28 protein-coding genes are annotated in these 26,387 nt (G+C 70.1%); 10 read left to right on the top strand and 18 right to left on the bottom strand.

All coding sequences use genetic code 11. The features are described 5' to 3' along the window. From ACODT0_RS19610 to ACODT0_RS19600, 3 genes are all read right to left on the bottom strand, one after another. Positions 1 to 762, bottom strand: a complete 762-nt coding sequence (locus tag ACODT0_RS19610) for a sulfite exporter TauE/SafE family protein (protein WP_057596611.1) — start codon at positions 760 to 762, stop codon at positions 1 to 3. 100 nt (positions 763 to 862) lie between these two features. Beyond that, positions 863 to 1,468 carry a nuclear transport factor 2 family protein gene (locus ACODT0_RS19605; protein ID WP_489042080.1) on the bottom strand — a complete coding sequence of 202 codons (606 nt, stop codon included), beginning with the start codon at positions 1,466 to 1,468 and terminating at the stop codon, positions 863 to 865. A gap of 29 nt (positions 1,469 to 1,497) precedes the next feature. Next, the gene (locus tag ACODT0_RS19600; protein ID WP_057596615.1) at positions 1,498 to 2,373 is read right to left on the bottom strand and encodes an intradiol ring-cleavage dioxygenase; all 876 of its coding nucleotides are present in this window, start codon (positions 2,371 to 2,373) and stop codon (positions 1,498 to 1,500) included. 163 nt (positions 2,374 to 2,536) lie between these two features. Here ACODT0_RS19600 and ACODT0_RS19595 point away from each other — a divergent pair, with 163 nt between their 5' ends. Further along, a complete protein-coding gene (locus tag ACODT0_RS19595) occupies positions 2,537 to 3,469 on the top strand; it encodes a LysR family transcriptional regulator (protein ID WP_057596609.1) in 933 nt (310 codons plus the stop codon). Positions 3,470 to 3,614: 145 nt separating this feature from the next. Further along, the gene (locus tag ACODT0_RS19590) at positions 3,615 to 4,079 is read left to right on the top strand and encodes a DoxX family protein (RefSeq protein WP_413762385.1); all 465 of its coding nucleotides are present in this window, start codon (positions 3,615 to 3,617) and stop codon (positions 4,077 to 4,079) included. 12 nt (positions 4,080 to 4,091) lie between these two features. Here the strand turns inward: ACODT0_RS19590 and ACODT0_RS19585 are convergent, their stop codons facing one another. Beyond that, entirely contained in the window at positions 4,092 to 4,838 is a 747-nt protein-coding gene (locus tag ACODT0_RS19585) for a Crp/Fnr family transcriptional regulator (protein ID WP_489042079.1), read from the bottom strand. Positions 4,839 to 4,891: 53 nt separating this feature from the next. On the opposite strand from ACODT0_RS19585, the gene ACODT0_RS19580 reads away from it, so the two are divergent. Both ACODT0_RS19580 and ACODT0_RS19575 read left to right on the top strand, forming a co-directional pair. Then, complete coding sequence (locus ACODT0_RS19580; protein WP_489042078.1) at positions 4,892 to 6,535, top strand: adenylate/guanylate cyclase domain-containing protein; 1,644 nt, start codon at positions 4,892 to 4,894, stop codon at positions 6,533 to 6,535. 168 nt (positions 6,536 to 6,703) lie between these two features. After that, positions 6,704 to 7,165: a hypothetical protein gene (locus ACODT0_RS19575; protein WP_261213452.1), complete on the top strand. Its 462-nt coding sequence runs from the start codon at positions 6,704 to 6,706 to the stop codon at positions 7,163 to 7,165. A 45-nt stretch (positions 7,166 to 7,210) separates the two neighbouring features. Here the strand turns inward: ACODT0_RS19575 and ACODT0_RS19570 are convergent, their stop codons facing one another. From ACODT0_RS19570 to ACODT0_RS19545, 6 genes are all read right to left on the bottom strand, one after another. Then, positions 7,211 to 8,272 carry a maleylacetate reductase gene (locus ACODT0_RS19570; protein ID WP_489042077.1) on the bottom strand — a complete coding sequence of 354 codons (1,062 nt, stop codon included), beginning with the start codon at positions 8,270 to 8,272 and terminating at the stop codon, positions 7,211 to 7,213. 98 nt (positions 8,273 to 8,370) lie between these two features. Next, on the bottom strand, positions 8,371 to 8,784 hold the full coding sequence (locus ACODT0_RS19565; RefSeq protein WP_489042076.1) for a DoxX family protein: 414 nt from the start codon (positions 8,782 to 8,784) through the stop codon (positions 8,371 to 8,373). Then, on the bottom strand, positions 8,781 to 10,172 hold the full coding sequence (locus tag ACODT0_RS19560; RefSeq protein WP_489042074.1) for an MFS transporter: 1,392 nt from the start codon (positions 10,170 to 10,172) through the stop codon (positions 8,781 to 8,783). The genes ACODT0_RS19565 and ACODT0_RS19560 overlap by 4 nt, the downstream gene beginning before the upstream one ends. Then, a complete protein-coding gene (locus tag ACODT0_RS19555; RefSeq protein WP_489042073.1) occupies positions 10,169 to 11,389 on the bottom strand; it encodes a 3-hydroxybenzoate 6-monooxygenase in 1,221 nt (406 codons plus the stop codon). The genes ACODT0_RS19560 and ACODT0_RS19555 overlap by 4 nt, the downstream gene beginning before the upstream one ends. A 1-nt stretch (position 11,390) precedes the next feature. After that, entirely contained in the window at positions 11,391 to 12,362 is a 972-nt protein-coding gene (locus ACODT0_RS19550; RefSeq protein ID WP_208508077.1) for an amidohydrolase family protein, read from the bottom strand. A gap of 7 nt (positions 12,363 to 12,369) precedes the next feature. After that, complete coding sequence (locus tag ACODT0_RS19545) at positions 12,370 to 13,356, bottom strand: Bug family tripartite tricarboxylate transporter substrate binding protein (RefSeq protein ID WP_489042072.1); 987 nt, start codon at positions 13,354 to 13,356, stop codon at positions 12,370 to 12,372. Positions 13,357 to 13,429: 73 nt separating this feature from the next. Between ACODT0_RS19545 and ACODT0_RS19540 the strand changes: the two genes are divergently transcribed. Continuing rightward, complete coding sequence (locus ACODT0_RS19540) at positions 13,430 to 13,879, top strand: MarR family winged helix-turn-helix transcriptional regulator (RefSeq protein WP_057596600.1); 450 nt, start codon at positions 13,430 to 13,432, stop codon at positions 13,877 to 13,879. Positions 13,880 to 13,888: 9 nt separating this feature from the next. Here ACODT0_RS19540 and rtcA read toward each other — a convergent pair whose 3' ends face one another. The 6 genes from rtcA to ACODT0_RS19510 form a co-directional block, all read right to left on the bottom strand. Further along, the gene (gene rtcA / locus ACODT0_RS19535) at positions 13,889 to 14,974 is read right to left on the bottom strand and encodes an RNA 3'-terminal phosphate cyclase (RefSeq protein ID WP_489042070.1); all 1,086 of its coding nucleotides are present in this window, start codon (positions 14,972 to 14,974) and stop codon (positions 13,889 to 13,891) included. Positions 14,975 to 15,040: 66 nt separating this feature from the next. After that, entirely contained in the window at positions 15,041 to 15,919 is an 879-nt protein-coding gene (locus tag ACODT0_RS19530) for a nucleotidyltransferase domain-containing protein (RefSeq protein ID WP_489042068.1), read from the bottom strand. A gap of 27 nt (positions 15,920 to 15,946) precedes the next feature. Further along, positions 15,947 to 16,624 carry a hypothetical protein gene (locus ACODT0_RS19525; RefSeq protein ID WP_489042066.1) on the bottom strand — a complete coding sequence of 226 codons (678 nt, stop codon included), beginning with the start codon at positions 16,622 to 16,624 and terminating at the stop codon, positions 15,947 to 15,949. Beyond that, a complete protein-coding gene (locus ACODT0_RS19520) occupies positions 16,621 to 17,538 on the bottom strand; it encodes a zinc-ribbon domain containing protein (RefSeq protein ID WP_489042065.1) in 918 nt (305 codons plus the stop codon). The genes ACODT0_RS19525 and ACODT0_RS19520 overlap by 4 nt, the downstream gene beginning before the upstream one ends. Before the next feature lie 60 nt (positions 17,539 to 17,598). Next, the gene (locus ACODT0_RS19515; protein WP_057596596.1) at positions 17,599 to 18,825 is read right to left on the bottom strand and encodes an RtcB family protein; all 1,227 of its coding nucleotides are present in this window, start codon (positions 18,823 to 18,825) and stop codon (positions 17,599 to 17,601) included. A 289-nt stretch (positions 18,826 to 19,114) separates the two neighbouring features. Further along, positions 19,115 to 20,266, bottom strand: coding sequence for a slipin family protein (locus tag ACODT0_RS19510; protein ID WP_057596595.1), 1,152 nt, complete (start codon positions 20,264 to 20,266; stop codon positions 19,115 to 19,117). Positions 20,267 to 20,962: 696 nt separating this feature from the next. Here ACODT0_RS19510 and rtcR point away from each other — a divergent pair. The 5 genes from rtcR (at position 20,963) to ACODT0_RS19485 (ending at position 25,422) form a co-directional block, all read left to right on the top strand. Beyond that, complete coding sequence (gene rtcR / locus ACODT0_RS19505; RefSeq protein WP_057596594.1) at positions 20,963 to 22,573, top strand: RNA repair transcriptional activator RtcR; 1,611 nt, start codon at positions 20,963 to 20,965, stop codon at positions 22,571 to 22,573. A gap of 17 nt (positions 22,574 to 22,590) precedes the next feature. Further along, positions 22,591 to 23,154: a 3'-5' exonuclease family protein gene (locus ACODT0_RS19500; RefSeq protein WP_413762371.1), complete on the top strand. Its 564-nt coding sequence runs from the start codon at positions 22,591 to 22,593 to the stop codon at positions 23,152 to 23,154. Continuing rightward, positions 23,151 to 24,035: an alpha/beta hydrolase gene (locus ACODT0_RS19495; protein WP_489042064.1), complete on the top strand. Its 885-nt coding sequence runs from the start codon at positions 23,151 to 23,153 to the stop codon at positions 24,033 to 24,035. The genes ACODT0_RS19500 and ACODT0_RS19495 overlap by 4 nt, the downstream gene beginning before the upstream one ends. After that, positions 24,032 to 25,003 (top strand): bifunctional Delta(1)-pyrroline-2-carboxylate/Delta(1)-piperideine-2-carboxylate reductase, encoded by a 972-nt coding sequence (gene lhpI, locus ACODT0_RS19490; RefSeq protein WP_261213421.1) that lies wholly within the window; start codon positions 24,032 to 24,034, stop codon positions 25,001 to 25,003. Before ACODT0_RS19495 ends, lhpI begins: the two co-directional genes overlap by 4 nt. A 134-nt stretch (positions 25,004 to 25,137) precedes the next feature. Next, positions 25,138 to 25,422 carry a hypothetical protein gene (locus tag ACODT0_RS19485; RefSeq protein ID WP_489042062.1) on the top strand — a complete coding sequence of 95 codons (285 nt, stop codon included), beginning with the start codon at positions 25,138 to 25,140 and terminating at the stop codon, positions 25,420 to 25,422. A 33-nt stretch (positions 25,423 to 25,455) separates the two neighbouring features. Here ACODT0_RS19485 and ACODT0_RS19480 read toward each other — a convergent pair whose 3' ends face one another. Beyond that, the gene (locus ACODT0_RS19480; RefSeq protein ID WP_489042061.1) at positions 25,456 to 25,884 is read right to left on the bottom strand and encodes a hypothetical protein; all 429 of its coding nucleotides are present in this window, start codon (positions 25,882 to 25,884) and stop codon (positions 25,456 to 25,458) included. 183 nt (positions 25,885 to 26,067) lie between these two features. After that, the gene (locus ACODT0_RS19475) at positions 26,068 to 26,331 is read right to left on the bottom strand and encodes a hypothetical protein (RefSeq protein WP_261213419.1); all 264 of its coding nucleotides are present in this window, start codon (positions 26,329 to 26,331) and stop codon (positions 26,068 to 26,070) included. Positions 26,332 to 26,387: the final 56 nt, after the last annotated feature.

The following is a 26,387-nucleotide window of genomic DNA, read 5'->3' as shown; positions in this document are numbered from 1 at the left end:
TCAGGCCGCCACGAAGCCGTCGTAGACGAGCTTGAGCCCCGTCAGCAGCATGCCCAGGTAGACGAAGCGGTAGAACCAGGTGGCGTCGATGCGCCGCGCGATGCGGATGCCGACCCACACGCCCAGCGGCGCGAAGGGCATCAGCGCCAGCGAGGTGGCCAGCGTGCGCAGGTCGATCAGGCCCAGCCATGCGTAGGGGATCCACTTGCTGAGGTTCACCACGAAGAAGAAGTAGGCCATGGTGGCCGTGAACACCACCGGCGACAGCCGCAGCGGGATCACGTAGGCATTGATCGGCGGCCCGCCCGCATGCGCGATGAAGCTCGTGAAGCCCGACACCGTGGTCAGCGCGGCGCCGATGCCGCGCGAGGGCAGCGGATCGTCCGGCTTGGGCGGGAACAGCACGCGCTGCGCCAGGAAGAGCAGCGTGAACACGCCCACGATGCCCGCCACCGTGTGCGCCGACAGCGCGCGGAACAGCAGCGTGCCGATCACCGTGCCCAGCAGGCCGAAGGGGATCAGGAACTTCAGCAGCGAACGGTCGAAGTCGCGCCGGAAGGCCGCGAGCCCCAGCAGGTCCATCAGCAGCAGCAGCGGCATCAGGATCGCCGCGGCCTGCGGCACCGTGACCGCCAGCGCCATCAGCGGCACCGCGAGCGAGCCGAAACCGGCGCCGAAGCCGCTCTTGCTGATGCCGAGCAGCAGCACGGCGGGAATGGCGACCGCGTAGAAGTGCGGGTCGGTGATGAGGGGGAAGACCATGGGCAGGAAGGGCGCGCGAAAAAAAGCCCGTCGTCGCGGCGGGCCCCGGCGAGCGTAGCAGGAAGGCGCGCGGGCCGCTGCGGCCCCGATCCGGCCCGGCTCAGCGCTCGAGCGCGCCGCCCGCGAGCCAGCGCGCGCCGCGCTGGTAGAGCGCCTCGACCGCCGGGCCCTTGAGCATCGGCATGTCGAGCTTCACCGTGTAGCCGATGCGCTGCTGGATGTAGGCCAGGTGGCGGTAGCCCTCGGGCAGCTCGGCCAGCTTCGCGGCATCGAGCGTCACGCTGGCGGCCGGGTCGATCGGGTCGATGCGGTCCTTCTCGTAGATCGGCTGGCGGTGCAGCAGCTTCCACCGCCCCTCGTGCAGCACCACGAAGTCGTAGAAGCGGCCGGTGCACACCACGTCGCAGGGCACGCCCTCGACCGGGCCGCGCTGCGAGATCGTCATCTTGGTCTGCACGATGGCGCGCTCGCCCGCCAGCTCGATCGCCGAGCCGCCGAGGAAGTGCAGGATGCTCACGCCCTTGGCCCAGCCTTCCCGCGTGACGCGGATGAACTCGGCGAACGGCCCCTGGAACCAGGTCGCCATCATCACGCCCTCGGGATGCCACACGGTGGCGAAGCGCTCCCAGTCGCCGGCATCGCGCCAGACGGCCCAGCGTTCGATCATGCGGCGGATCAGCAGCTCCTGCTGCAGCGTGTCGTTCATTCCCTGCGTCTCCTGTCGGGGGGTGGATGTCATGCGGGCTGGGCCACGGCCTTCGCCGCACCGGTCGCCGGCGACGGCGCCAGCGGGTTCAGCACGAAGTCGAAATCGAGCCGCCAGCGACCATCGGCCTGCCGCGTCCAGGGCGCCACCAGCGATTCGCGCACCGCGAACACCGCATCGGAATCGAGCCATTGGTCGCCCTCGCGGAACACGTGGGTGATGAGCCGCTCGTAGCCCGGCGCCTGGATCATGAAGTGCAGGTGCGCGGGCCGCCACGGATGGCGCTTCGTGGCATCGAGCAGCTGGCCCACCGGGCCGTCGGTCGGGATCGGGTAGGCCTCGGCCAGCACGCTGCGGAAATGCAGCGCGCCGTCGGGCCCGGTGCGCAGCCGGCCACGGTTCTCGGCATGGCCGAGCTCGGGATGCTGCACGTCGTAGTGCCCGCCCGCGTCGGCCTGCCACACGTCGACCACGGCACCGGCCACCGGCGCGCCGTCGAGGCCGCGCACCGTCACGCTGACGTCGCAGGGCTCGCCGGCCGCGCCGTTGGCCACGTCGTCGCCGTGCGCGTACTCGGGGGCGCCCTCGACATAGAAGGGGCCGAACACCGTCGCCTCGGTGCAGCCGGCAGGCTTGTCGTTGTTCATCGCGATCGTGAGCATCGACAGCCCCAGCACGTCCGACAGCAGGATGAATTCCTGGCGCGTGTCGTCGCACATCCGGCCCGTGGCCGTCAGGTAGTCGATGCCCTGCTTCCACTCCGCCTCGGTCAGCTTCACCTCGCGCGCGAAGGCGTGCAGGTGCTGCACCAGGCTGGTCACGATCTCGTGCAGCCGCGGGTTCGGGGTGTCGGCGAAGCGCGCGAGCACGGCCTGGGTGATGTTGTCCTGGTTGAGATTGCGCATGGCGGCTGTCTCCATTCGTTCGAGGGGTTCGCCCGACTCTAGGCGGCGCACCGGCGGGCGCAAAGCACCTCGGCGCAAATGATTTTTCCGCCCAGCGGAACGGTCGACCCATCGCCTGGCACAAAATCGCCCAGCCCGAAAAAGACGCTCGCCGGAGACACCCATGGACCGCTGGACCGAAATCGCCCTGCTCGTGCAGATTGCCGACGCCGGCAGCCTGAGCCGCGCCGCCGAGGCGCTGGGGCTGTCGAACGCGGCCGCGAGCCGCCACCTGAGCGCGCTCGAGGCGCGGCTGGGCGCCCGGCTGGTCGAGCGCAACACGCGCCGGCTCTACCTGACCGACACCGGCCGCGAGTTCTGCGGCCGCGCGCGCACCATCCTGTCGGACCTCGAGGATGCCGAGACGGCCGTCAACGCCACCGCGCTGCAGCCCACGGGCACGCTGCGCATCACGGCCTCGCTGTCGTTCTCGATCCACCACATCGCGCCGCTGCTGCGCGAGTACACCCAGCGCTACCCCGGCGTGAAGGTGCACGTGGAGGCGGCCAACCGCTACTTCGACCTGATCGACAACAACATCGACGTGGCGATCCGCACGCGCGAGTACGAGCCCGATTCCAACGTGACGATCCGCCGCCTCGGCGAGACGCGGCGCATCCTCGCGGCCTCGCCGCGCTACTTCGCGCAGCACGGCTTCCCGAAGACGCTGGAGGAGTTGCTGCAGCACAAGCTCCTGATCTACACCTACGCCAACAACCCCAACGAGCTGCGCTTCACCGGCCGCGACGGTGAAGTCCGCACGGTGGCGGTGCAGGGGCTGCTCGAATCGAACGACGGCCAGGTGCTGCGCGCCGCGGCGCTCGACGGCATGGGGATCCTGGTGCAGCCCACCTACATCGTCTACGACGACATCGTGGCCGGCCGGCTGGTGCCCACGCTCGACGACTGGGACCTGCCGCACCTGCGCATCAACCTGGCCTACCCGAGCCGCAAGCACCTGTCGGCCAAGGTGCGCAGCTTCATCGACTTCATGGCCGCGCACTTCCACAAGATGGACTACGAGCGCAAGTGGACCGGGCATTTCCTGGGCCGCTGATCCGCTCGCCCGAGCCGCTTTCTCGAAAAAAGGTGCGTAAACGCACCGACCGGCCCGCCGCCTCCTGCGCACACTGGAAACGGACCTGCCCGCATCCCGCGGGCGGGCGCAGTCCTTTCCTATCCTGACCGCTCGAGGAACCGCCATGAACACCCAGGCCGCCACCACGCATGCGCCGATCGCTTCGTCGTTCGCCGCCCCCACCCTCGCCAACGGCGACGACGCCGGCAAGCTGCTGCTGCGCGTCGCCATCGGCGTGCTCGTACTGCTGCACGGCATCTTCAAGCTCTCGGCCGGGGTCGGCTTCATCGCCGGCATGCTGGCCAAGTCCGGCCTGCCCGGCGGCCTGGCCTACCTGGTCTACGTGGGCGAGATCGTCGCGCCGCTGCTGCTGATCGCTGGCTTCTGGACCCGCGCCGCGGCCGCCGTGGTGGTGGTCAACATGCTGTTCGCCTTCGGCCTGGTGCACATGGGCGACTTCTTCGCGCTGACCAAGCAGGGCGGCTGGGCGCTCGAACTGCAGGGCCTGTACCTGTTCGGCGCGCTCGCCGTGGTGCTGCTGGGCGCGGGCCGCTTCAGCGTGGGCGGCACGACCGGCCGCTGGAACTGATCTCGCGCAGGCTCAGGACGCGTCGCCGCGCACCTGGGCCACCATCCGCTCCAATCGGCCGGCGTCTTCCAGCACCAGCGCGCGGCCGTCCTTGCGCAGCACGCCGCTGCGCACCAGCGCATTGAGCTCGCGCGTGACCTGCTCGCGGTTGGTGCTGATCTGGCTGGCCAGGGCCGCGTGGCGCGGCGCGGGCTCGAGCCGCGCCTGGTTGCCGTCGAAGCCGGCGCCGCGTGCCAGCCGCAGCAGCTCGGCATGCAGCCGGTTCTGCACGCCCAGGGTGCTCAGGTCGATCACGCGTTCGCTGAGCTGGCGCACCAGCGCGGCCAGCCGCTGCATCACGCGCTCGGCCACCAGCGGCTCGTCGCGCAGCAGGGCCAGGAAGGCGGTGCGGTCGAGGCTGGCGACCACGCAGGGTTCGAGCGTGACCACGTCGGCCGAGCGCGGCCCGCCGTCGATGGCGGCGATGTCGCCGAAATGCTCGCCGGCCTCGGAATCGCGGAAGGTCACCTGGCGGCCATTGGCCGAATAGGTGGTCACGCGCACGCGGCCCGAGACCAGCAGGAACACCTCGCCCTGCTGCTCGGCGCGCAGCAGCAGCGGCTTGCCGGCCGCCACGCTGTGCCACAGGCACTGCTGCGCGAGCTGGTCCAGGCGCTGGTCGGACAGCCCCGCGAGCAGCGCGATCTGGCGCAGCGCGAGGCTGGAACGCGGGGCGGCCGAAGCCGGGGCGGAAGACGGGGAAGGTGTGGTGGAGGCCATGCCGGGTCGGTGGGCGCCGCGCATTATGCTCGGGTGCCCTTCCGACCCGCCGCATGCAAAGACGTTCCCCACCCGCCCTGAGAACGCCCACGCGGCGCAACCTGCGCTGGGCCAGCGGGATCGTGCTGATGGCCTACGTCACGCTGCACCTGCTCAACCATGCGCTAGGCATCGCCTCCTTCGCCCGGGCCGAGGCGGTGCTCGACCAGTTGCGCGCCTTCTGGCACAGCCTGCCCGGCACCCTGCTGCTGTATGGCGCCGCGCTGGCGCACCTGGCGCTGGCCGTGGTCGCGCTGTGGGAGCGGCGCACGCTGCGCATGCCGCCGCTCGAGGGCCTGCGCGTGCTGCTGGGCTTCTCGCTGCCGCTGTTGCTGGCGGCCCACCTGACGGCGATGCGCGGCGCCCACACCCTCTACGGCATCGATGGCTCGTACGCGCGCGTGGTCTGGGGCCTGTGGGACCTGCCGGGCGCGAGCGCGCAGTTCGCGCTGATGCTCGCGGCCTGGGTGCACGGCTGCCTGGGCCTGCACTTCGCGCTGCGCGTGCAGCCCTGGTACCGCCGCTTCTCGCACCTGCTGCTGGCCATCGCCGTCGTGCTGCCGCTGCTGGCCGCCCTGGGCTTCGTCTCGATGGGGCGCGAGTTCCAGTGGACCGGCGTGCCGCCGACGGTGGTCCCGACTGCCGAGCAGTCACGCGCGCTCGGTGCGATCGAACGCAACATCAAGCTCTTCTATGCGCTGGCGCTGGCCGCGTTGCTGCTCGCGCGCTGGGGCCGCACGGCCTTCTACCGCTGGTCGGGCCGGCCCTCGGTCGCGCTGCGCTATCCCGAGCGCACGGTGCACGTGCCGCACGGCTGGAGCGTGCTCGAGGCCAGCCGCTCGCACGGCATCGCCCACCTGTCGGCCTGCGGCGGCCGCGCGCGCTGCTCGACCTGCCGCGTGCGCGTGAACGGCCCGGCCGGCCACGTCGACCCGCCGGGCCGCGACGAGCAGCGCACGCTCGAACGCGTGCGCGCGCCGGCCGACGTGCGCCTGGCCTGTCAGCTGCGCCCGCGCGGCGACATCGAGGTCACGCCGCTGTTCGCGCCGCGCCCCAACGAGGGCCGGCCCGCGCCCGTGGGCAGCTTCGGCCACGAGCGCGACGTGGCGATCCTGTTCGTCGACCTGCGGCGCTGGTCGGGGCTGTCGGAACGCCAGTGGCCCTTCGACCTCGCCTACGTGCTCGACCGCTACTTCGCCACCGTGGGCGCCGCCGTGCGCGAGGCCGGCGGCGTGCCCAACCAGTTCATCGGCGACAGCGTGATGGCGATCTTCGGCCTCGAGACAGACCTCGCCACCGCCTGCCGCCAGGCGCTGCGCGCCACCGCGCTGATCGGCGAGCGCATGGACGCCTGGAGCGAGGGCTTCGAGGCCCAGTTCGGCCAGCGGCTGGACTTCGGCATGGGCCTGCACGCGGGCCGCGCCGCGGTCGGCGAGGTCGGCTACCTCGAGACCACCACCTTCACGGCGATCGGCGAGGTGGTCAACACCGCGAGCCGGCTGCAGGACCATTCGAAGAAGGCCTCGGCGCGGCTGGTGCTCTCGCTGTTCGCGGCGCAGCAGGCCGGCGCGGCCGAGGCGCTCGGCGCGCCCGAGATGCTCGCCGTGCGCGGGCGCACCGAGCCGCTGGCGGTGCTGTACGCGGCACGAACGGCCTGAGCCCTCATCCCCGTTTCTCCCCACTGCCAGTGGGGTTCACGGCCCGCGCGCGATCGATCGAAAGCAGTGCGCAAACGCACAGCGCGAACCACGATGCGGTTTCACACTGCATCCCGTGGCAACGACGAATGTCCGCCGCCCACACAGACATCCGAAGGGACTCTCACCATGAACACCAAGCAACTCATCGCCCTCTCCGCTCTCGCACTCGCAGCCGGCGCCGCCTCGGCCCAGACCGTGCCCGCCGAAGCCTGGGTGGGCGCGCCGATCGCCACCACCGGCAGCGCGCTGAGCCGCACCGACGTGCGCGCCGACCTGGACCGTTCGAAGACCGTGGCCCAGGCGCCGCAGGAAGCATGGGTCGGCAGCGAAGCCGGCGAGAACGTGGCCGCGGGCGCGCTGAGCCGTGCCGAAGTCAAGGCCGACCTCGCGCTGTGGACCCGCGCCGGCCTCAACCAGTACGCGCGCATCGACGGCATCGACAGCACCAACCCCGATTTCCGCCAACGCACGGCCGCCTACGAGCGCCTGCGCAACAGCCCGGCCTACCTGGCCGAAGTGAAGCAGCTGCAGGGCGTGCCCTCGGTGGCCAGCACGCAGCCCGCGGGCGGCGAAGCGGCCGCGAACTGAGAGCGGCAGACGGACCTCGCGCGCAAGGCGCGGAGGTCCCGCCGCTCAGGGCCGCGCGCCTTCCCAGGCGTTCTGCAGCAGCGCGCGGATCGCGTCGCGCTCCAGCGGCCGCGGATTCGGATACTGGTTCTGCAGCGCCTGCGCGCAGGCCACGTCGAGGTCGGCCTCCTTCATGCCGATGTCGCGCAGCGCCACCGGCGCGCCGTTGTCGCGCGCGAGCTCGTACACGGCCTGCGCCGCGCTGCTGCCGCCGAGCGCGCCGGCGATGCGTTCCATGGCGCGCGGCGCCGCCGCGGCGTTGTAGGCCAGCGCATGTGGCAGCACGATGGTGTGGGTCTCGGCATGCGGCAGGTTGAAGCTGCCGCCGAGCGTGTGGCAGAGCTTGTGGTGCAGCGCCATGCCCACGTTGCCGAGCACGGTGCCGCACAGCCATGCGCCGTACAGCGCATCGCCGCGCGCCGCCACGTCCTGGGCCGAGGCACGCAGCACGGGCAGCGCACGACCCAGCGCGGCGATGCCCTCCACCGCCATCAGGTCCATGATCGGATTGGCATCGACCGCGTAGAGGCCCTCGGCCGCATGCGCGATCGCGTTGATGCCGCTGGTCACGCTCATCGCCACCGGCAGGCTCAGCGTGAGCTCGGGGTCGTAGATCACGGTGCGCGGCAGCACGCGCGCGTCCTTGCCGGTCTTCTTGAGGCCGGCCTCGGTGATGCCGTAGATCGGCGTCATCTCGGAGCCCGCATAGGTGGTGGGAATGGCGAGGATCGGCAGCCCCGAATCGAGCGCGATCGCCTTGCCCAGGCCGGTGGTCGAGCCGCCGCCGATGGCCACGGCGCAATCGGCATCGAGCCGCCGCGCCACCTCGCGCGCCTCGCGCGCGGTCTCGATCGGCACGTGCATCACGGCGCGGTCGAACACGCCGGCCGCATGGTCGCCGAGCAGCGCGGCGATGCGCTCGGCCTGCGGCCGCTGCTCGGGCGTGGACAGCACCAGCGCGCGGCGCGCGCCGAGCGCCTCGATCTCGCGCGCCAGGTGCCGCAGCGCGCCGGCACCGAAGACCACGCGCTGGGGCGCGCTGTTGTAGACGAAGGAAGAATGGGTCATGGGGTCGGGCTTTCGGATTCGGGACGCGAGGCGCCCGCCGCGAGTCTCCCGCGCGCCAGTGCGCGCTGCCATGCCGCCAACGGAAAGCAGTTTTCCGCTCAGCGCACAGTGTCCCTGGCGCGGGCCTGCACGATCAGCAGCAGGAAGCCGCCCGCCATCGCGACGTTCTTGAGGAAGTTGTTGAGCTGCGCATTGAACTGCGCCGCGTCGGCCGACCAGAAGGCATGGGCCGCGAAGGCGGTGGCGAGGGTGAAGAGCGCGAGCGCACCCGCCACCCACTTCACGCGCCAGCCCGCGACCAGCAGCAGGCCGCCGCCGATCTCGAGCGCGATGGTCAGCGGCAGCACCACGTCGGGCAGCGGGATGCCAAGCTTGGCGAAATAGCCGAGCGTGGCGCCATAGGTCATGAGCTTGCGCACGCCCGCGATCAGGAAGATCGCGGCCATCAGCACGCGGGCCGCCAGCACCGCCGCGCCGCCATCCATCGGCCTCGTCGCCGTTCCATTCGTCATGCTCTCTCTCCTTCGCGCACCGTGGCGCTGTTCGTGAATCCAGTCCGCCCCATGCAGAACACCATCGCGCACGACAGCAGCGCGGGCAGCGCCGCCGCCACGAACAGCGCGCCGTTCGACCAGTGCAGCCCGATCAGCCAGCCCGCCACCAGCGGTCCCGCGATCGAGCCCGCGCGGCCGATGCCGAGGCTCCAGCCCATGCCGGTGGCGCGCACCGTGGTCGGGTAGACGCTCGAGGCCAGCGCGATCAGCGCCGGCTGCGCGCCGACGATGCAGAAGCCGCTGACCACCACCGCCGCCAGCATGGCCGCGAGCGGCAGCGCGGGCTGGCCGATCAGCGCGATGGTCAGCACCGCGAGCGCGAACACCGGCACCAGCACGCGGTAGAAGCCCACGCGGTCGATCAGCGGCCCCATCGCCACCGTGCCCACCACGCCGCCCACCTGCAGCAGCGTGCCGGCGGCCACCGCCACGTTCGCGCTGTAACCCGCGTCGACCGCCAGCGTGGGCAGCCAGTTGGCGAGGAAGAACAGGTTCAGCAGGTTGAGGAAGTTGATGCCCCACAACAGCAGCGTGGCGCGCGCGCGGCCGCCGCGGAACAGCTCGGCCACCGGCGCGCCGTCCTGCTTCGCCTCGTGCACCACGTAGCGGCTGGCGGCATCCACCGGCACGCCGGGCGCGATGTGGCGCAGCCACTGCTGCACCCGGTCGAGCCGGCGCCCGCGCAGCACCAGGAACTGCATCGACTCGGGCATGTAGCGCAGCATCAGCGCCGCGATCACCAGCGGCACCACGCCGCCGAACACGAACACCGCGCGCCAGCCGCCCAGCGGCAGCAGCAGCGCGCTGATCGCGCCGCCGAGCACCGCGCCGCCGGTGAAGCCGCAGGAGACCCACATCATCAGCGTCACGCGCCGCCGGTGCGGGCTGTACTCGCTGGCCAGCGCGCTGGCGTTGGCCATGATGCCGCCCAGCCCGATGCCGGTGACGAAGCGCATCGCGAGCAACTGGCCCAGCGTGTTGACCCCCGTGGTGGCAAGCATGCACAGCGCGAAGAACACAGTGGCCGCGATCAGCACCGGCCGGCGGCCGAAGCGGTCGGCGCAGATGCTCAGCACCAGCGAGCCGACCAGCATGCCCAGCAGGCCGGCGCCGAACACCGGGCCCAGCGCGGCCTTCTCGATGCCCCATTCGTGCACGATCGCGGGCGCCACGAAGCCCATCGCCTGCACGTCGAAGCCGTCCATCACCACCGCGCAGCCCACCAGCACCAGGATCCAGCGCTGGAAGCGGCTGACCGGATGGCTGTCGATCAGCGCGGGGATGTCGATCGGCGCGCGCACTTCGGCGGCACCGCCCGTGCCCGCGGATTCGGCGATGGCTCTCACGCGAGCGCCTCGTCGAGATCCAGGCAGTGCTCGGCGCTCCAGCCGTAGAGCCATTCGAGCGCGTCGTAGAAGCGCTCCTGCGGCCGGTCCTTCCACATGCTGTTGCGCACCTGCCGCTCCACGCCCCTGGCGTGATAGATGCGCCCCATCTCGCGCGCCGACAGCACCACGCGCGCGGTGCGCGCCACGCGCGACCGCTCGTACAGCGCGAGCGCGCGCGGCCAGTCGCCCTGTTCGCGGCGCAGCGCGAGGCCGAGCGTGACCGCGTCCTCGCAGGCCGTGCAGGCGCCCTGCGCGAGGTACTGCACCATGGGGTGCGCGGCATCGCCCAGCAGGGTGGCGCGGCCGAAGGTCCATTGCTCGATCGGGTTGCGGTCGGCGGTCGAGTAGCGCTTCCAGGCCTGGGGCACGCGCAGGATCTGCTGCACCCGCTCGCAGGTGCCGGCGAAGAAGCGCAGCAGCTCGGCCGGGTCGCCATCCATCGAGCCCCATTCCTCGGGCCGGTCGCTGTGGAAGGTGGCGGCCAGGTTGAACTTGTCGCCGCCCTTGAGCGGGTAGTGCACCAGGTGGCAGTTGGGGCCGACCCAGATGCACGGCGCGGTGAAGCGCAGCGCCTCGGGGAACTCGGCCGTGTCGACCACCGCGCGGAACACCACGTGGCCCGACACCCGGATGCCGTCGCCCACGTACTGCTGGCGCACCACCGAGCGCACGCCGTCGCAGCCGATCAGCGCCTGGCCTTCGTGCCGCCCGCCCTGCGCGTCGATCAAGGTCACGCCCTCCGCGTCCTGTTCGATCTTCACGCCTTTGGTCGAGGTCAGGAACTCGATTTGCCCGTCGCGCGCCGATTGGACGCCGTCGAGCAGCGCGCCATGGATATCGGCGCGGTGGATCACCGCATAGGGATTGCCGAAGCGCTCGCGGAAAGCGTCGGCCAGCGAGATGCCCGCCACGCGCCGCGCATCGAGCGCGTCGAACATCACCATCTCGTCGGTGTAGACCGCCTTGGCGCGCAGCTGCGCGCCCACCCCGAGGGCATCGCAGGCCGCGAAGGCGTTCGGGCTCAGCTGGATGCCGGCACCGATCTCGCCGATCCGGCCGGCCTGCTCGATCACCTTGACGCGGTAACCCTCGCGCACCAGCGCGAGCGCCGCCGCCAGCCCGCCGATGCCGCCGCCGGCCACCAGCACCGGCCGTGTGTCTTTCGCAGCGCCCATCTCAGTTCAGCCCGAACAGCCGGCGCGCGTTGTCACGGCCGATCTTGCGGCGGTCGTTCTCGCTGATCTCGCAGCGGTCGAACCAGCGTGCCGCGTCCTCGTGCTTCTCGAACGGATAGTCGACCGAATACATGATGCGGTCCGATCCCACCTCGAGCAGGGTCGACAGCAGCGTGGGCGTGCGGAAGTTGCCGCTGGTCGTGATGTGCACGTTGCTGCGCAGGTAGTCGCCGATCTCCCTGTCGCAGGGCATGCCGCGGCGGCCCTTGCGCAGGATGTGGTCGACGCGCCAGATGTTGAACGGGATGCCCTCGCCGAAGTGGCCGAGGATCATCTGCAGCTCGGGATGGCGGTCGAACAGGCCGCTCGACAGCAGGCGCAGCGCATGGATGCCGGTCTCGACCGCGAAGGCCCAGGTCGGGCCGGTGAGCCAGTGCGCGCCTTCGTAGATCGGCTCGCGCGGCAGCAGCGGGTCGCGCGGGTGCATGTAGAAGGGCTTGCCCAGCGCCGCGGCGGCGCGCCAGAAATCGGCGAAGCGCGGGTCGTCGTAGTAGACGACCGTCTGCTCGTCGCCCACCTGCGAGAAGCCGTTGACCAGGAAGCCGTGGAAGCCCAGTTCCTTCACGCAGCGCTCGAGTTCGCGCGCCGCGGCCTCGGGGTCCTGCAGCGGCAGCGCCGCGAAGCCGCCGAAGCGCGCGGGATGGCGGCGCACCTGCTCGGCCAGCACGTCGTTGGCGCGCTTCGCGACTTCCACCGCGCGCTTCGCGTCGGGAATGCCCTGCACCGCGGGCGAGTTCAGCGAGAGGATCGAGAAGGCCGTGCCCCACTGGTCCATCTGCTCGAGGCGCTGCTGCTCGAAGTCGAGCAGGTTTCCCTTCAGCGTCTGCCACACCTCGGGCCGTGCGTAGACCTGCGAGTCGGCGATCGTCAGGTCGATCGCGAAATGCTCTTCGAGCGCAATCTTGTCTTTCATGGGGTGTTCACTCCGGTTTGATGTTCAGCTTGTCGAGCACGTCCTGCCAGGTCTTGCGGTCCTCGGCGATGTAGCGCGCCAGTTGTTCAGGCGTGCCGGGGCGCGGATAGGTGCCGAGCTCGCGCGACTTGGCGACCACCTCGGGCAGCAGCAGCGCCTCGTTCATGTCCTTGTTGAGCTTCGCGAGCACCTGCGCGTCGACGCCCTTCTTCGCGATCACCGCGAACCAGCCGTGCGCCACCGCGCCGGGCACCGTCTTGCTCGCGAGCGGGAAGGCCTCGAGGCCGGGCTCCACGCGGTCACCCATGCTGGCCAGGATGCGCATGCGGCCGCCCTGCACGTTGCCCGCGACCACGTTGTAGGTCTCGACCATCATCTGGGTCTGGCCGCCGAGCGTGGCCTGCATCGCCTGCGCGCCGCCCGGGTAGTGCACCTCGAGGAACTGCGCGCCCGACTGCAGCCCGAGCAGCGCCGAGGCCAGGTGCGGCGCCGTGCCGCGGCCGTTGTCGGCCACCTCGACGCCCTGCGGTTTGGCGCGTGCGGCCGCGATGAAGTCGGCCAGCGTCTTGTGCGGCGAGTTGCCGGGCACCGCGAGCATGAAAGGCGCGACCGCCGCGAGCGTGACCGGCACGAAGTCGCGGTTGAAGTCGTAGCTCACGCCCTTGATCGTGCTCGGCGCCACCGAGATCGCCGAGCCCTGCACGAAGCCGAAGCTGTAGCCGTCGGCGGGCGCGGCGAGGATGCTGTTCATGCCGATCACGCCGCTGCCGCCGGGCCTGTTGTCGACGATCACGCCCTGGCCCCACTTCTCGCCGAGCTTCGCGCCCACGAGGCGGATCAGCACGTCGGGCGCCGAGCCGGCCGGGAACGGCACGATGAAGCGCACGGCCTGGGCCGGCCATTTCGTGGCCGTCTGCGCCTGCGCCGCCGGCAGCGCCGAGGCAAGGGCCAGCAGGGCCGCGACGGCGTGCCTGCGCGAGTGTCCGAGGCTCATTTTCTTGTCTCCATTTACTTGATTATTCAAATAAGTGGGCGGACTATATACTTGAACAATCAAGCATGTCTAGATGAAAACCCTGAGCCAAGAACACGACCTCGAGAAGGCCATTCCCTTCCTGCTGGCACGCGCCGGCGCGCGCATGGGCAATGCCTTCGCCAAGGCCCTCAAGCCCTATGGGCTGAGCCTCAGCGAGTGGCGCGTGTGCGCCTCGCTGCAGCACACGCCGCGCCAGACGCTCTCGGAGCTGGCGACGCACGCCTCGACCGACCTGTCGGCGCTGTCGCGCATCGTCGACCGGCTGGCGGCCAACGAGCTGGTGATGCGGGAGAAGTGCGACACCGACAAGCGCGCGGTGCGCATCGCGCTGACCGAGCGCGGGCTCGCGCTCACGCTCGAGCTGATCCCGCTCGCGCAGCACTACGAGGCGGTCGCGATCTCCGACTTCAGCCCGGCCGAAGTCAAGACCCTGCGCGCGATGCTGCTGCGGCTGTACGCGAACGCGACGCCGCTGGCCTGAGGGGTTGGCTCAGGCCGGCTCGACGCGCACCGTCGAGGCCGCGCGCGCCTGTGCGATCGCGAAGCGCACCGGCAGGAAGCGCTCGATCACCGCGCAGTTGGTGCGCGTGTGCTCGGTCACCTCGCTGCAGGTGAACGCCGCGCCGCGGCCGCCCTGCCAGGTGGCCAGCGCCAGCAGCAGCGCGAGCTGGTCGGCCAGGTGCGGTCCGACCGCCGCCTCGCTCCTGAGGAAGCCGCGCAGTTCCTTCACCAGCGCATGCGCCACCTGCTCGGCGCTCAGCGTCTTCTCGCCGAAGGCCGTGAACACCTCGGTCACCTCGGCATGCGCGAGCGTCGCGATCAGCGCATTGCCCGGGCCCTCGTTCTGCCGCGTGGCGCCGTAGCGCAGCTGCTCGCCGGTCCAGCCCATCGCCGCGCCCAGGGTCTCGAGTTCGCGCGTCATCACATGGCGCGCGATGCCCGGCGCCAGGCACTCGGCATGGCGCTCCAGCGCCTCGCCGCGCGAGAGCAGGTCGAAGGGCTGCAGCGCGCCGGCCGCCGGCACGATGTCGGCCTCGACCTCGCCGCCGCCGGCCGGATAGAAGCCATGGCGGCGCAGCTGCAGTCGCAGGTCGGCGCCGAGCCGGCGCACCAGCGGCGCGAAGGCGCGCTCGAGGAAATGGAACGGCGGCGCCATCGGGTTGTGCGTACCGCCGCTCAGGTGCAGCCGGCTCGCAGCACCCGCCAGCAGCAGCGGCGGCAGCACGGTCTGCAGCACCAGCATGCAGCTGCCAGCGCCCGAGATCGCGAAGCGGTACTCGCCCGCGCGCACCGGGCCCGGCGTGAAGCACAGCGACTGCGAACCGAGTTCGGCGCCCTCGACGGCCGCGCCGCTGATGGCGGCGGCCGCGTTCACGCACGCGAGGTGCTGGCGCATCAGGCCCGGCTTGGCACGGCCGGCGCGAATCTTCTCGATGGCCATGGGCTGGCCCGTGACCATCGACAGCGCGAGGCTGGTGCGCAGGATCTGGCCGCCACCCTCGCCTTGGGAGCCGTCGAGCACGACGGTCTGCAACGGCGCCGCAGGCGCCTGTTCTCGTTGGATTTCTTCTTTCATGGCTGTTCTTCTTGTCATGGGCGCGGTCATCGCACGCCCCTGTTCCCCGTTGTCCTTGCTACGTCCTCAGCCGCAACCCTGCGACTCGTGGCGCACCGCGCTCTTCGCATCGCTAGCCCCGAAGCGCAGCACCGTCTCGCTGAGAAAGGCATCGAGCCCCGACGCATCGGCCGGCGGCAGCGCCGTCACAGGCTCGGCCGCATGCGCGGCCAGCTCCGCCTCGATGAAGGCATGGATGCCCGGCCAGCGCGGGCTGGTCGCGGCCTCGCCCGCGCGCATCTTCACCTCGAGCAGCGCGTTGATCTCGTCGATCAGCGCGGCGTCGCGCACCGGATCGAGCGTGTGCTGCGCGAGGTCGGCGAAGCGCATCGGCGGCACGCCGGGCCGCATGCGGATCCAGCGCGCGGCCAGCAGCGGGCGCAGCACGTAGAGGTACTTCTTGTAGCGCACCGTCTCGGCCTGCAGGTGCTCGCGGAAGTTCTTCTTCGCCATCGAGGCGTAGTGATGCCAGCCGCGCGCGTTGGAGAACACGGCCTCCGACAGCGCGCGAAAGCGCGGCATCGCCTGCGCGTCCTCGCGGTAGACGATCGGCGAGCGCAGCCACTCGAGCAGCGTCGGGTTCGATTCGCGCATCAGCCCCAGCGCCTTGCGCAGGTCCCAGCCGTTGATGTCGAGCTCGCCGCTGATCGGCAGCTCGATCACGTCGCGCCGCGGCGTCACCGTGAGGTACCACGGCAGGCGGTTCACGTAGATGAAGCGTACGTCGTAGTCGCTGTCGGGCGAGGCGAAGCCCCAGCCGCGGCTGCCCGATTCGCAGGCGAACAGCACCGTGACCTCGTGCCGGGCCTCGATGGCGGCGAGTTCCTCCATGATCTGCGCGCGCATGGCGGGCTCGACCGGGTGGGCCGAGCGGATGCGTTCTTCTTCATGTCGTTGCGGTTTCATCGTTGTCCTTTCCCCGTCGTTCGTCATTCAATCCGTCGTGCTCGCCATCACCGCGGCCAGCGTGCCGCGCCGCGGATTCCACACGGTGAAGCACCAGATGCCCCACCACTCCTTGCCGTCCTCGAAATACGCGCTCCACGTACTGCGTTCGGGCTCGCGCTCCGGATCGCCGACCCAGTCGAGCAGCACCAGGCCATCGTCCGGCAGCAGCCCGATGGCCTCGCAGAAGCGCGGGAACAGCGTGGCCCGCTCGGCTTCGTCTGCCACCGTCAACGGATACGGCGGATCGCCGAAGGCCTGGCAGAGCCACTCGAACCAGTCCACCTCGTCGAGCTCGCGCGTGTGCGCGATGCGATGGTTCGGTGGATAGCTGTCGGCCGCGACCACCGCCGCCGCGTCGAGCCGCGTCGCGCTTGCGCTCGCCACGTCGAAGGCCCGTTGCGCATCGAAGCTGGCCGGCTGCAGGGACGGGTTCTTTTCCATGGCCTCGCGCCAGTGGCGTTCGGCCCGCGCCATCGTTTCCTCGCCCAGCCGCCGCAGCACCTCGCGGTGATGCGCTTCACCCACCACCGGTGCCTCGCCGGCCACGCGGCAGACGCTGAACTCGAACACCACGCCCACGCGCTGCAGCGTGGCGCGCAGCGCGTCGTGGGCGGCCGCCGCCTCCGATGCCATCGGCACGACCTCGTCCTTCGATGCGCTCATTCCGGCTTTCTCCCGAATCGTTGGGCCCACTGGCGAACCTCCTTGTCCGCATGGGCGTTCAAGGCCGCGACCTGCGCCGGCCCGGGCGCGAGACCCAGGCAATGCGCCACCGCCAGCCATCGCAACAGCCGATGATGCCCTTCGCCGCGCCGCGCGAACTCCGCTTCGCCGCATGCCGCGAGGCGCGCCGATGGAATGGCAGCCAGAAAGGCACGCCAGTTCCACGGGTTCGCATGGCCGCGCAGGCAGGCTTCGAGTGCCCAGTCCTCGTCGGCGGGATGGCGCAGCTTCGCGGCCAGCGCCTCGACCGCCGCCTGCGCGCCCTGCCGCTCCCAGCTGTTCCACGACGGTTGCCAGGCATCGACCAGCGCGCGCAGCCGCGCGAGATCGGCCGCCGAACCCCAATGGCCCAGTGCCTCGACCGCCAGCGTGCGCAGGCTCCACCACTTGCTCTCTAGCGCGGCATCGACCTCGGCGCGCGCCGCGGGCGTTGCGGGTGCGCCGGCGAACGCGCGCAGCCGTTGCGACATCTCGCCCAGCAGGTTCGCGCCCTCGCCTTCGCGCGAAGCGGACCGCGCCGCGCGCAGCGCCCGCCGGCATGGCAGGCAGCGCACCGCGCGGCTGTCGATGCTGGCGTGCATCGTCTCGTACCACCACTTCTGCTGCTTCGCCGTCCACACCTGCTCGGCACCGCAGTCGCGGCAGGTGAAGGCGCGGTCGACGTAATAGGTGGGCAGCGCGCCGTAGGTGTTGTTGTGGCGTGCCAGCACCGCCACGTCGGCGGGCTCGAGGCCCGGCGCGCGGCGCGACAGCAGGTGCCGCTGGTCGGGCAGGCGCAGTTGCGTCTCGATGCGCGCCGCGCGCTCGAGGCGGCGGCCGCGGATCTCGGCGCGGCGTTGCTTGTTGCTCTTCATCTCGTCGTCCTCGTTCGGTCTCTCTGAAAAAGGGAGGCCGATCGGGACGACCTCCTTGCACTAACCCTTCACGCACACCACCTGCTTGAGCGTGTAGACCACCTCCACCAGGTCCTTCTGCGCGTCCATCACCGCGTCGATGTCCTTGTAGGCCATCGGGATCTCGTCGATCACGTCGGCGTCCTTGCGGCATTCCACGCCCTCGGTCGCGGCGATCTGGTCGGCGATCGTGAACAGCTTCTTCGCCTTGGTACGGCTCATCTTTCGACCGGCGCCGTGGCTGCAGCTCATGAAACTCTCGGGGTTGCCCTTGCCGCGCACGATGTAGCTCTTGGCGCCCATGCTGCCGGGAATGATCCCGAGCTCGCCGGCCTTCGCGCTCACCGCGCCCTTGCGGGTCACGAGCACGTCCTCGCCGAAGTGCGTTTCGCGGCTCACGTAGTTGTGGTGGCAGTTCACCGCTTCCACGTGCGCCTCGAAGGGCTTCGCGATGACCTTGCGCGCGGCCGCGACCACGCGTTGCATCATCACCTCGCGATTCGCACGCGCGAACTTCTGGGCCCAGCCCACCGCGCGCACGTAGTCGCCGAAGTACCGGGCGCCTTCCTCGAAGTACGCCAGGTCCTGGTCGGGCAGGTTGCGCTGGTGCAGCTCGGCGTCCTTCTTCGCGAGTTCGATGAAGTGCGTGCCGATCGCGTTGCCCACGCCACGCGAACCCGAGTGCAGCATGAACCACACCGAACCCGCCTCGTCGAGGCAGACCTCGATGAAGTGGTTGCCGGTCCCCAGCGTTCCCAGGTGCTTGTGGTTGTTCGTGTTCTTGATGCGCGGGTAGTCCTCGCAGATCGCATCGAACTCATCCACCAGCTTGGCCCAGGCAGCGTCGGTTTCGTCGGGCGGCGTTTCCCACGAGCCCTTGTCGCGGCCCATGCGCTTGGGGTTCGAGCCGTGCGGCACGGCCTTCTCGATCGCCGAGCGCAGCGGGCCCAGGTTGTCGGGCAGGTCGTTGGCATGCAGCGTGGTCTTGCACGCCATCATTCCGCAGCCGATGTCCACGCCCACCGCGGCCGGGATGATGGCCTTGAAGGTCGGGATCACCGAACCCACGGTCGCGCCGATGCCGTAGTGCACGTCGGGCATGGCCGCGATGTGCTTGAACACGATCGGCAGGCGAGCCGCGTTCTCGAGCTGCTTGCGCGCCTCGTCTTCCACGGGCACGCCGCGGGTCCACATCTTCACGGGCACGCCGTTGGGGACTTCGTGCAGGTTGTAGTTCTGTTCTTTCATTTTTCTCTCCGTCTATCTGTTCTTCACGATCATTCTGGTGGACACGGCGGGATTCGAACCCGCATCAATACGGCGACCGTGGTGCTTGAATCCAGCGGCCCAGTCGACGATTGGAAACGCGCGCCAGTGACAGACCCGTCATCGGAGCCAGCACCTGCATCCTCAACCTTGCTCGTCGACCGACTTGCCCGCCGTACCTGGTCTTACCCAGGCTGCCGGCAACATCAACATTTTTGGCAGTGGCGCTCCCTTCAATGCCTGCGTGCCCTTAACCCTCATCTCCCGTCGCTCAAGCCCCGTTCGGCCGCAGCGTCACGAGCCCGTTGAGCACCTGGTCCAGGCCGCCGACCACCGAGATCTTGTCGATCCGCTCGGCCACGCGTTCCAGCGTCTCGAGTTCCTTCATCCGCAATGCGACAGGGTTGCCCTCCATCACTTTCGCGGTGTTCAGCAGCGAGCGCGTGGCCGCGGTTTCCTCGCGGCGGCGGATCACGTTGGCCTGGGCCGATTTCTCGGCCTCCACCACCTGCGCGAGGATGGTCTTCATCTCGCCCGGCAGGATGATGTCCTTCACGCCCACGCTCTCGAGCACGACACCCGAACCCTCGAGCCGTTCGCGCACCTGCGCCAGCACCGTCTGGTCGATGGCCGCCTTGTTCTCCAGCAACGCATCGAGCGTCTGTTCGCCCACCGCGGCGCGCAGACCAAACTGCAATTCGCGGTAGACATGCTCGGCCGGCTTCGGCATCTGGGCCAGGGCCTGCCGCACGTCGGCGAAGCGCCACACCGCCGACAGGTTCAGCCGCAGCCCCACCTTGTCGCGGGTCAGGATTTCCTGGCCGCTCACTTCCGCGATCTGCGAACGCAGGTCGATGCAGTTCACCGCCACCTGGCGGTTGAAGCGCCAGAAGCCGTGGTTGCCCGCCGGCAGCAGCGCCTGCATCTGGCCCTCGAGCGTCAGCACGCCGACGTGGAACTCGGGCACCTGCACCAGCAGCACGCCTTCGAGGCCCTGCACCGCACGCGGACGCAGCGCCACGCTCTGCAGCTTCGACAGCAGATCGGCCGGCAGGCGCGCATCGACCGCCACGTCGACCACGTCGACGCGCTGCTCGCGCAGCCCGCGCCAGTACAGCTTGCGCGTTGCGGGCGGCAGGATCTGCACCAGCACACCGTCCTCGTGGCGCAGGCCCACCTGGGTCTCGCCCAAGGAAACCTGCACGAACTCGCGTGCCACCAGTTCGGGCTCGCGCGCCAGGAAGTAGTCGGCCAGCTCGTGCTCGAACACCGGCTCGCCGAGCGCGAAGCGCTCGAGCTTCACGGTATCGAAGCCCGCGAACACGCGATGCTTTCCCGGGCCGAGCAATTGCTCGAAATCGCCGTTGCGCAGCAGCAGCGCGCGCTCGTTCTTCTTGATGGTGATCTGGTGGAAGCCCAACATTTCTTCTCTCCTACTTCGCTTTTCGTTCGTTTCGTCGTCTTGTTCCTGGCAATGAATCCAGACCCTCGAAAGGGCAGGCGGCGGGCCTCGCGGTCGCCAGGGGCTGCAGCGCGGCGCTCGCGCGGTCCGGTGGTGACTCCTGTCGTCGCGATCGCAACGCCCTCCTCACCTTCCTCGCCGTCGATGGCCGCGCGCAGTTCCCTGACGCACGCACGGTGCGCAAGCCGCCTGCGCTTGGCACGGTGTCGCGCGCCGCAGGGCCGGGGCCCTGCGCCATCGCTCCGGTGTGCCGGGGCGGGGGGCTTTCGCCCCATCAGATGGCGGTGCACGCACCGCCGGGTGTTTCGCGGGAATCGAACCCGCAACGCCATGTGATCCACACGGTGCTCAACCATGAGCAAACTGGATCGAGTCCAGTCGCCAGGCAGTTCAACAGCGGCATACCGCCGACCCAAGACAGGTCTGGCCTGCGGCACCGGACCGCTTTCATGCGGTACCTGCGAGCGGATGAACTGCATCCGGACGGGTTCTTCATTGCAGGCCGCGTGCCAGGTCGCGGCAATCCGTGGCACGGAGCGATCGGAAGCGTGCAAGTCATTGATATTCCTGGGAAAAACTTCTTGCCCTTCTTTGACATCTCGCCGCTCATCCGGCTAGCATCTAGATAAACTTATAAATTGAGCTAGTTTCTTATCCATGAAACCCATCGTCGTCATCGGCTTCCTCGGCACCCAGCTCGACGCCGGCCAGGGCGCCGGCCGCTGGAGCAAGTGGCGCCCCACCGTTTCGCTCGCGCAGCACGAGGACATGGTGGTGGCGCGCATGGAGCTGCTCTACACGCTCAAGCACAAGACGCTGGCCGAGCTCGTCAAGGCCGACATCGCGGCCGTCTCGCCCGAGACCACGGTCAACCTGGTGCCGATGGACCTGGCCGACCCCTGGGATTTCGGCGAGGTCTACTCGCGCCTGTACGACTGGGCACGCGCCTACCCCTTCGACACCGAGCGCGAGCAGTACTGGTCGCACATCACCACCGGCACCCACGTCGCGCAGATCTGCATGTTCCTGCTGTCCGAGTCGCGCACCATCCCCGGCGTGCTGGCACAGACCTCGCCGCCGCGGCGCCAGCGCGAGGGCGAGGCCGGCAAGTGCGTGCTGATCGACCTCGACCTCTCGCGCTACGACGTCATCGCGCGCCGCTTCGATGCCGAGCAGCGCGACGCGGTCGCCTTCCTCAAGAGCGGCATCGCCACGCGCAACGCGCGCTTCAACGCGCTCATCGACGAGATCGAGCGCGTGGCGGTGCGCTCGCGCGCGCCGATCCTGCTGGTGGGCCCGACGGGCGCGGGCAAGTCCTTCCTCGCGCGGCGCATGTTCGAGCTCAAGCAGTCGCGCCACCAGGCCACGGGCGCCTTCGTCGAGGTCAACTGCGCCACCCTGCGCGGCGACGGAGCCGCCTCCACGCTGTTCGGCCACAAGAAGGGTTCGTTCACCGGCGCCGCGAGCGAGCGCGCCGGCCTGCTGCGCACGGCGCACCAGGGCGTGCTCTTTCTCGACGAGATCGGCGAGCTGGGCCTCGACGAGCAGGCCATGCTGCTCAAGGCGATCGAGGAGAAGCGCTTCTTCCCCGTCGGGGCCGACAAGGAGGTCGAGAGCGACTTCCAGCTCATCGCCGGCACCAACCGCGACCTGCGCAGCGACGTGGCAGAGGGGCGCTTCCGCGAAGACCTGTTCGCGCGCATCAACCTCTGGACCTACGACCTGCCGGGCCTGGCCCAGCGCCCCGAGGACATCGAGCCCAACGTCGACCACCTGCTGGCGCTGCATGCGGCCGAGAACCACCGCGTGGTGCGCTTCAACGCCGAGGCGCGCGCCGCCTACCTGCGCTTCGCGCAGAGCCCCGAGGCGCTGTGGAGCGGCAACTTCCGCGACCTCTCGGCCAGCGTCACGCGGCTGGCCACGCTGGCCGATGGCGGGCGCATCCCGGTCGCGCTGGTCGAGGCCGAGATCGCGCGATTGCGCTGGCTATGGAAGCGCGCGCAGCCGGCGCTTTCCGCAGGCGAGTCGCGGGCCGTCGACCTCGACGCGCTGCTCGGCGAGGCGCGCGCCGCCTCGCTCGACCTGTTCGACCGGCTGCAGCTCGAGGCCGTGCTGCGCGTGTGCCGGAAATCGCGCAGCCTGTCGGACGCGGGGCGGCAGCTGTTCCAGGCCTCGCGGGCGCAGCGCAGCGTGGTGAACGATGCGGATCGGTTGCGCAAGTACCTCGCGAAGTTCGGGCTGGAATGGGGCACCATGACGAGCGCATGAACGAAGCATCGAATCCCATGACCGAGATCTACATCAGCACCGACGTCGAATCCGACGGCCCCATCCCCGGCCCGCATTCGATGCTGAGCTTCGGCTCGGCCGCCTACACGGCCGACAAGAAGCTGGTGTCCACCTTCAGCGCCAACCTGCACACCCTGCCCGGCGCCGAGGCCGACCCGAAGACCGCCGCGTGGTGGCGGACGCAGCCCGAAGCCTGGGCCGCCTGCCGCAGCGACCCGCAGGAACCCGCGCACGCGATGAAGAACTACGTGGCCTGGCTCAAGGGCCTGAAGGCGCGGCCGGTCTTCGTGGCCTACCCGGCGGGCTTCGACTTCCTGTTCGTCTACTGGTACCTGATGCGCTTCGCGGGCGAGAGCCCGTTCAGCCATTCGGCGCTCGACGTCAAGTCCTTCGCCATGGCCCTGCTGAAGACCGACTACCGCGACAGCACCAAGCGCGCGATGCCGCGGCGCTGGTTCGACCCCGGCCTGCCGCACACCCACGTGGCGCTCGACGATGCGATCGAGCAGGGCGCGCTGTTCTGCAACATGCTGGCGGAAAGCCGCGCCGCCACGCCATGAGCGTTCCACGCCGTCTCGCGCGCCTGGCCGGCCGCGCGCTGCTTGCGCTGCCCCTGCTGCTGCTCGGCGGCTGCGTCGAGTCGATGTTCTATTACCCCGACCGCGTGCGCTACGAAACGCCCGATGCGCTGGGGCTGCGCTACGAGCGGGTGCGCTTCCAGAGCACCGACGGCACCGCGCTTAGCGGCTGGTTCATTCCGGCCATGGGGCGCGCCGATCCGCGCGAGGCCAAGGGCACGGTGATTCATTTCCACGGCAATGCGCAGAACATGTCCTCGCACTGGCGCTTCGTCGCCTGGCTGCCGAAGCAGGACTTCAATGTCTTCGTGTTCGACTACCGCGGCTACGGCGATTCCGAAGGCAAGCCCGAGCCCCGCGGCGTGTTCGAGGACTCGGGCAGCGCCATCGACCACGTGCGCTCGCGCGCCGACGTCGATCCCGCGCGCTTGCTGGTGTTCGGCCAGAGCCTCGGCGGCACCAACGCGATCGCGGCCGTGGGCGCGGGCAACCGCGCCGGCGTGCGCGCGGTGGCGATCGAGTCGACCTTTTATTCCTACTCGTCGATCGCCAACGACAAGGTCTCGGGCGCCGGCCTGCTCGTGGGCGATCGCTACGCCGCCTCGAAGTACGTGGCCGCCCTCTCGCCGATCCCGCTGCTGCTGATCCACGGCACGGCCGATGCCGTGATCCCCGTCGACCACTCGCGGCGCCTGCTGGCCGATGCGCGCGAGCCCAAGCGGCTGATCGAGGTGCCCGACGCCGGCCATCTCGAGCCGATGAACGAGGCCCGCTTCGGCACCACCTACCAGCGCGCGCTCGCCGGGTTCTTCGAAGCCGCGCTGGCGACCGCCCCCATCGCACCCACCCCGCCCGCCCGATGAAGCACTTCGACGCCGCCGCCACCCGCGCCCCGCTGGGCTTCGAGCGCCTCGTGCCCGCGCTGCGCGCCGCCTTCGCGGCCGAGGCCCAGGTGCCGCAGCGCCACGTGCACGCCATCGACAACGCGAGCGGCGACAAGGGCACCGTGCTGATCATGCCGGCGTGGAGCGAGGCCGGCTTTCTCGGCATCAAGACCATCAACATCTTTCCGGGCAACGGCGCGCGCGGCCTGCCCGGCCTGCATGCCACCTACGTGCTGTACGACGCGCGCACCGGCGTGCCGCTGGCGCTGATGGACGGCGACGAGCTCACGGCCCACCGCACCGCCGCCGCCTCGGCGCTCGGCGCCTCGTTCCTGGCGCGTGGCGATGCGCGTCGGCTGCTGGTGCTGGGCACCGGCCGCATCGCGCGCATGCTGCCCGCGGCCCATGCGAGCGTGCGCCCCATCGAGGAAGTGACGGTGTGGAACCATCGCATCGAAGGCGCCGAGGCGCTGGCCGCGCAATGGCGCGCGCAGGGCTGGGCCGGTGCGCGCGTGGCCGCGCCGGGCCCCGCGGGCCTCGAGGCCGCCGTGCGGCAGGCCGACATCGTCAGTTGCGCCACGCTGGCCACCGCGCCGCTGGTGCGCGGCGAATGGCTCGCGCCGGGTTCGCACCTCGACCTGATCGGCAGCTTCACGCCCGCCATGCGCGAGGCCGATGCACGATGCTTCGAGGGTGCGCGCACCTTCATCGACACGCCCGAAGCGCTGACGAAGGCCGGCGACCTGCTCGACGCGATCGCGGCCGGCACGCTGCGCGCCGAGGCGGTGCAGGGCACGCTGGCCGCGCTGTGCCGTGGCGAACGTGGCGGACGCACGCAACCCGACAGCGACGAACGCACGGTCTTCAAGGCCGTCGGCAGCGCGCTCGAGGACCTGACCGCTGCCACGCTGGTGTGGCAGTCCTCGTCGGCCGCGGCGCCGCTGTAGACCTATGACTGCATGGCACGCCTAGTGCTTATGGCCAGTCGGCGCCCCGCGACGGCGCGCGCATACGTCAAGCGACGGATGGCGCTTCGCGGGGGAGGCCGTTAATCTGGCACGGCACACAGGGAGACCCACGCATGCTCACCATCGTTCAGAAAGCCGCCATCCTCGGCAAGGCCGGCATCGACGTGCCCGCGCGCCCCGAGGACGACCCGTCGACGCATGGGCTCACGGGCTCGCCGGTGCAGGCCGAGGGCGTTTCGCAGCAGGCCCATGACTGGGGCCGTGCGGTGGAGACCCTGTACGTGAGCTACGTGGCGGCGCGCGCCGCCAAGAGCTTGCGCGACGCCGAGGAGGCGCGGCAGAACGCGATGCTGAGGCGCATGGCATCGGGTTCGCCGCCGCGCACCTCCTTCGCCTGAGCAGGTCCCGGAGCGCCGCGGGCCGCTTGCCGCTTACTTGCCCTGCGCCGCGGTCAGCGCCGGGTTCTGCATCGTCGAGATCACCTTGCTGTTCACGCGCGAGCCGCTCACCACGTTCTGGTCGGGCGCCGCGGCGGCCGCCACGGCTTCGTTGTAGACCTTGGCCGGGTCGGCCATCGGCTTCACCGTTTCGGGGCCGCGCGAGCCACGGGTCACGTTCTGGTCGGCCGCGTGGGCGGTGGCCACGGCCTGCTGGTACATGGCATCGGCGTCGGCCATCGGCTTCACCGTTTCGGGGCCGCGCGAGCCGCGGACCACGTTCTGGTTGGGCGCATGGGCCGTGACAATGGCTTCGGCTTCGACGGCTTCGCGGCTGCGGCCGCCCGTGGTCTGGGCCTGGACGGAGGCCACGGCCATCACGGAAAAAGCGGCCGCGAGGGCGAGTTGGAAGGAGGTCTTCATGTCGGTTGGATGTCGGAGGAGTTGTTTGGACAGGGTTTTTCTCTAGGGAAAACCCTGGATCACGGTAGTCCTCCTGTAAGGCGAACTGATGACGCCCCCGGGCGCGTGCCGGTTGACGAGGAGTGCGCCAGCAGAGTCGGGCGGTTTCTGCCAGGGCGGGGCGCGAGTGCGCCGTACGCCCTTTCAGCCGCCGACCTTGGGCCGCTCCCCGATGCCCAGGCCCTTGTTCGGATCGACCGACCGCGGCGCCAGCCGATCGCGATACGCGCCCCGGCTTCCATATTCCACCTTGGCCCGATCCACCTCCTTCTGCGGCAGCAACTGCAGCTTCCTGCAGTTCGCGCATTGGTACAGCCGCATCCAGGGAAAGAACCGCATCCAGCCCGAACGCTGGACCCGGCCGAGGTAGTGGATGCTGCAGTTGCAGGCGGAAAAGATGGAACTCATGAAAGCCTCGAAAGGTGCGCAATCGGTGGTTGCGGCGAGGGTCCGAATCGCACGGA

This window comes from Variovorax sp. FG153 (assembly GCF_057809595.1).
The sequence above is the reverse complement of the archived record's forward strand: the minus strand, read 5'-3'. Positions and strand labels throughout refer to the sequence as shown.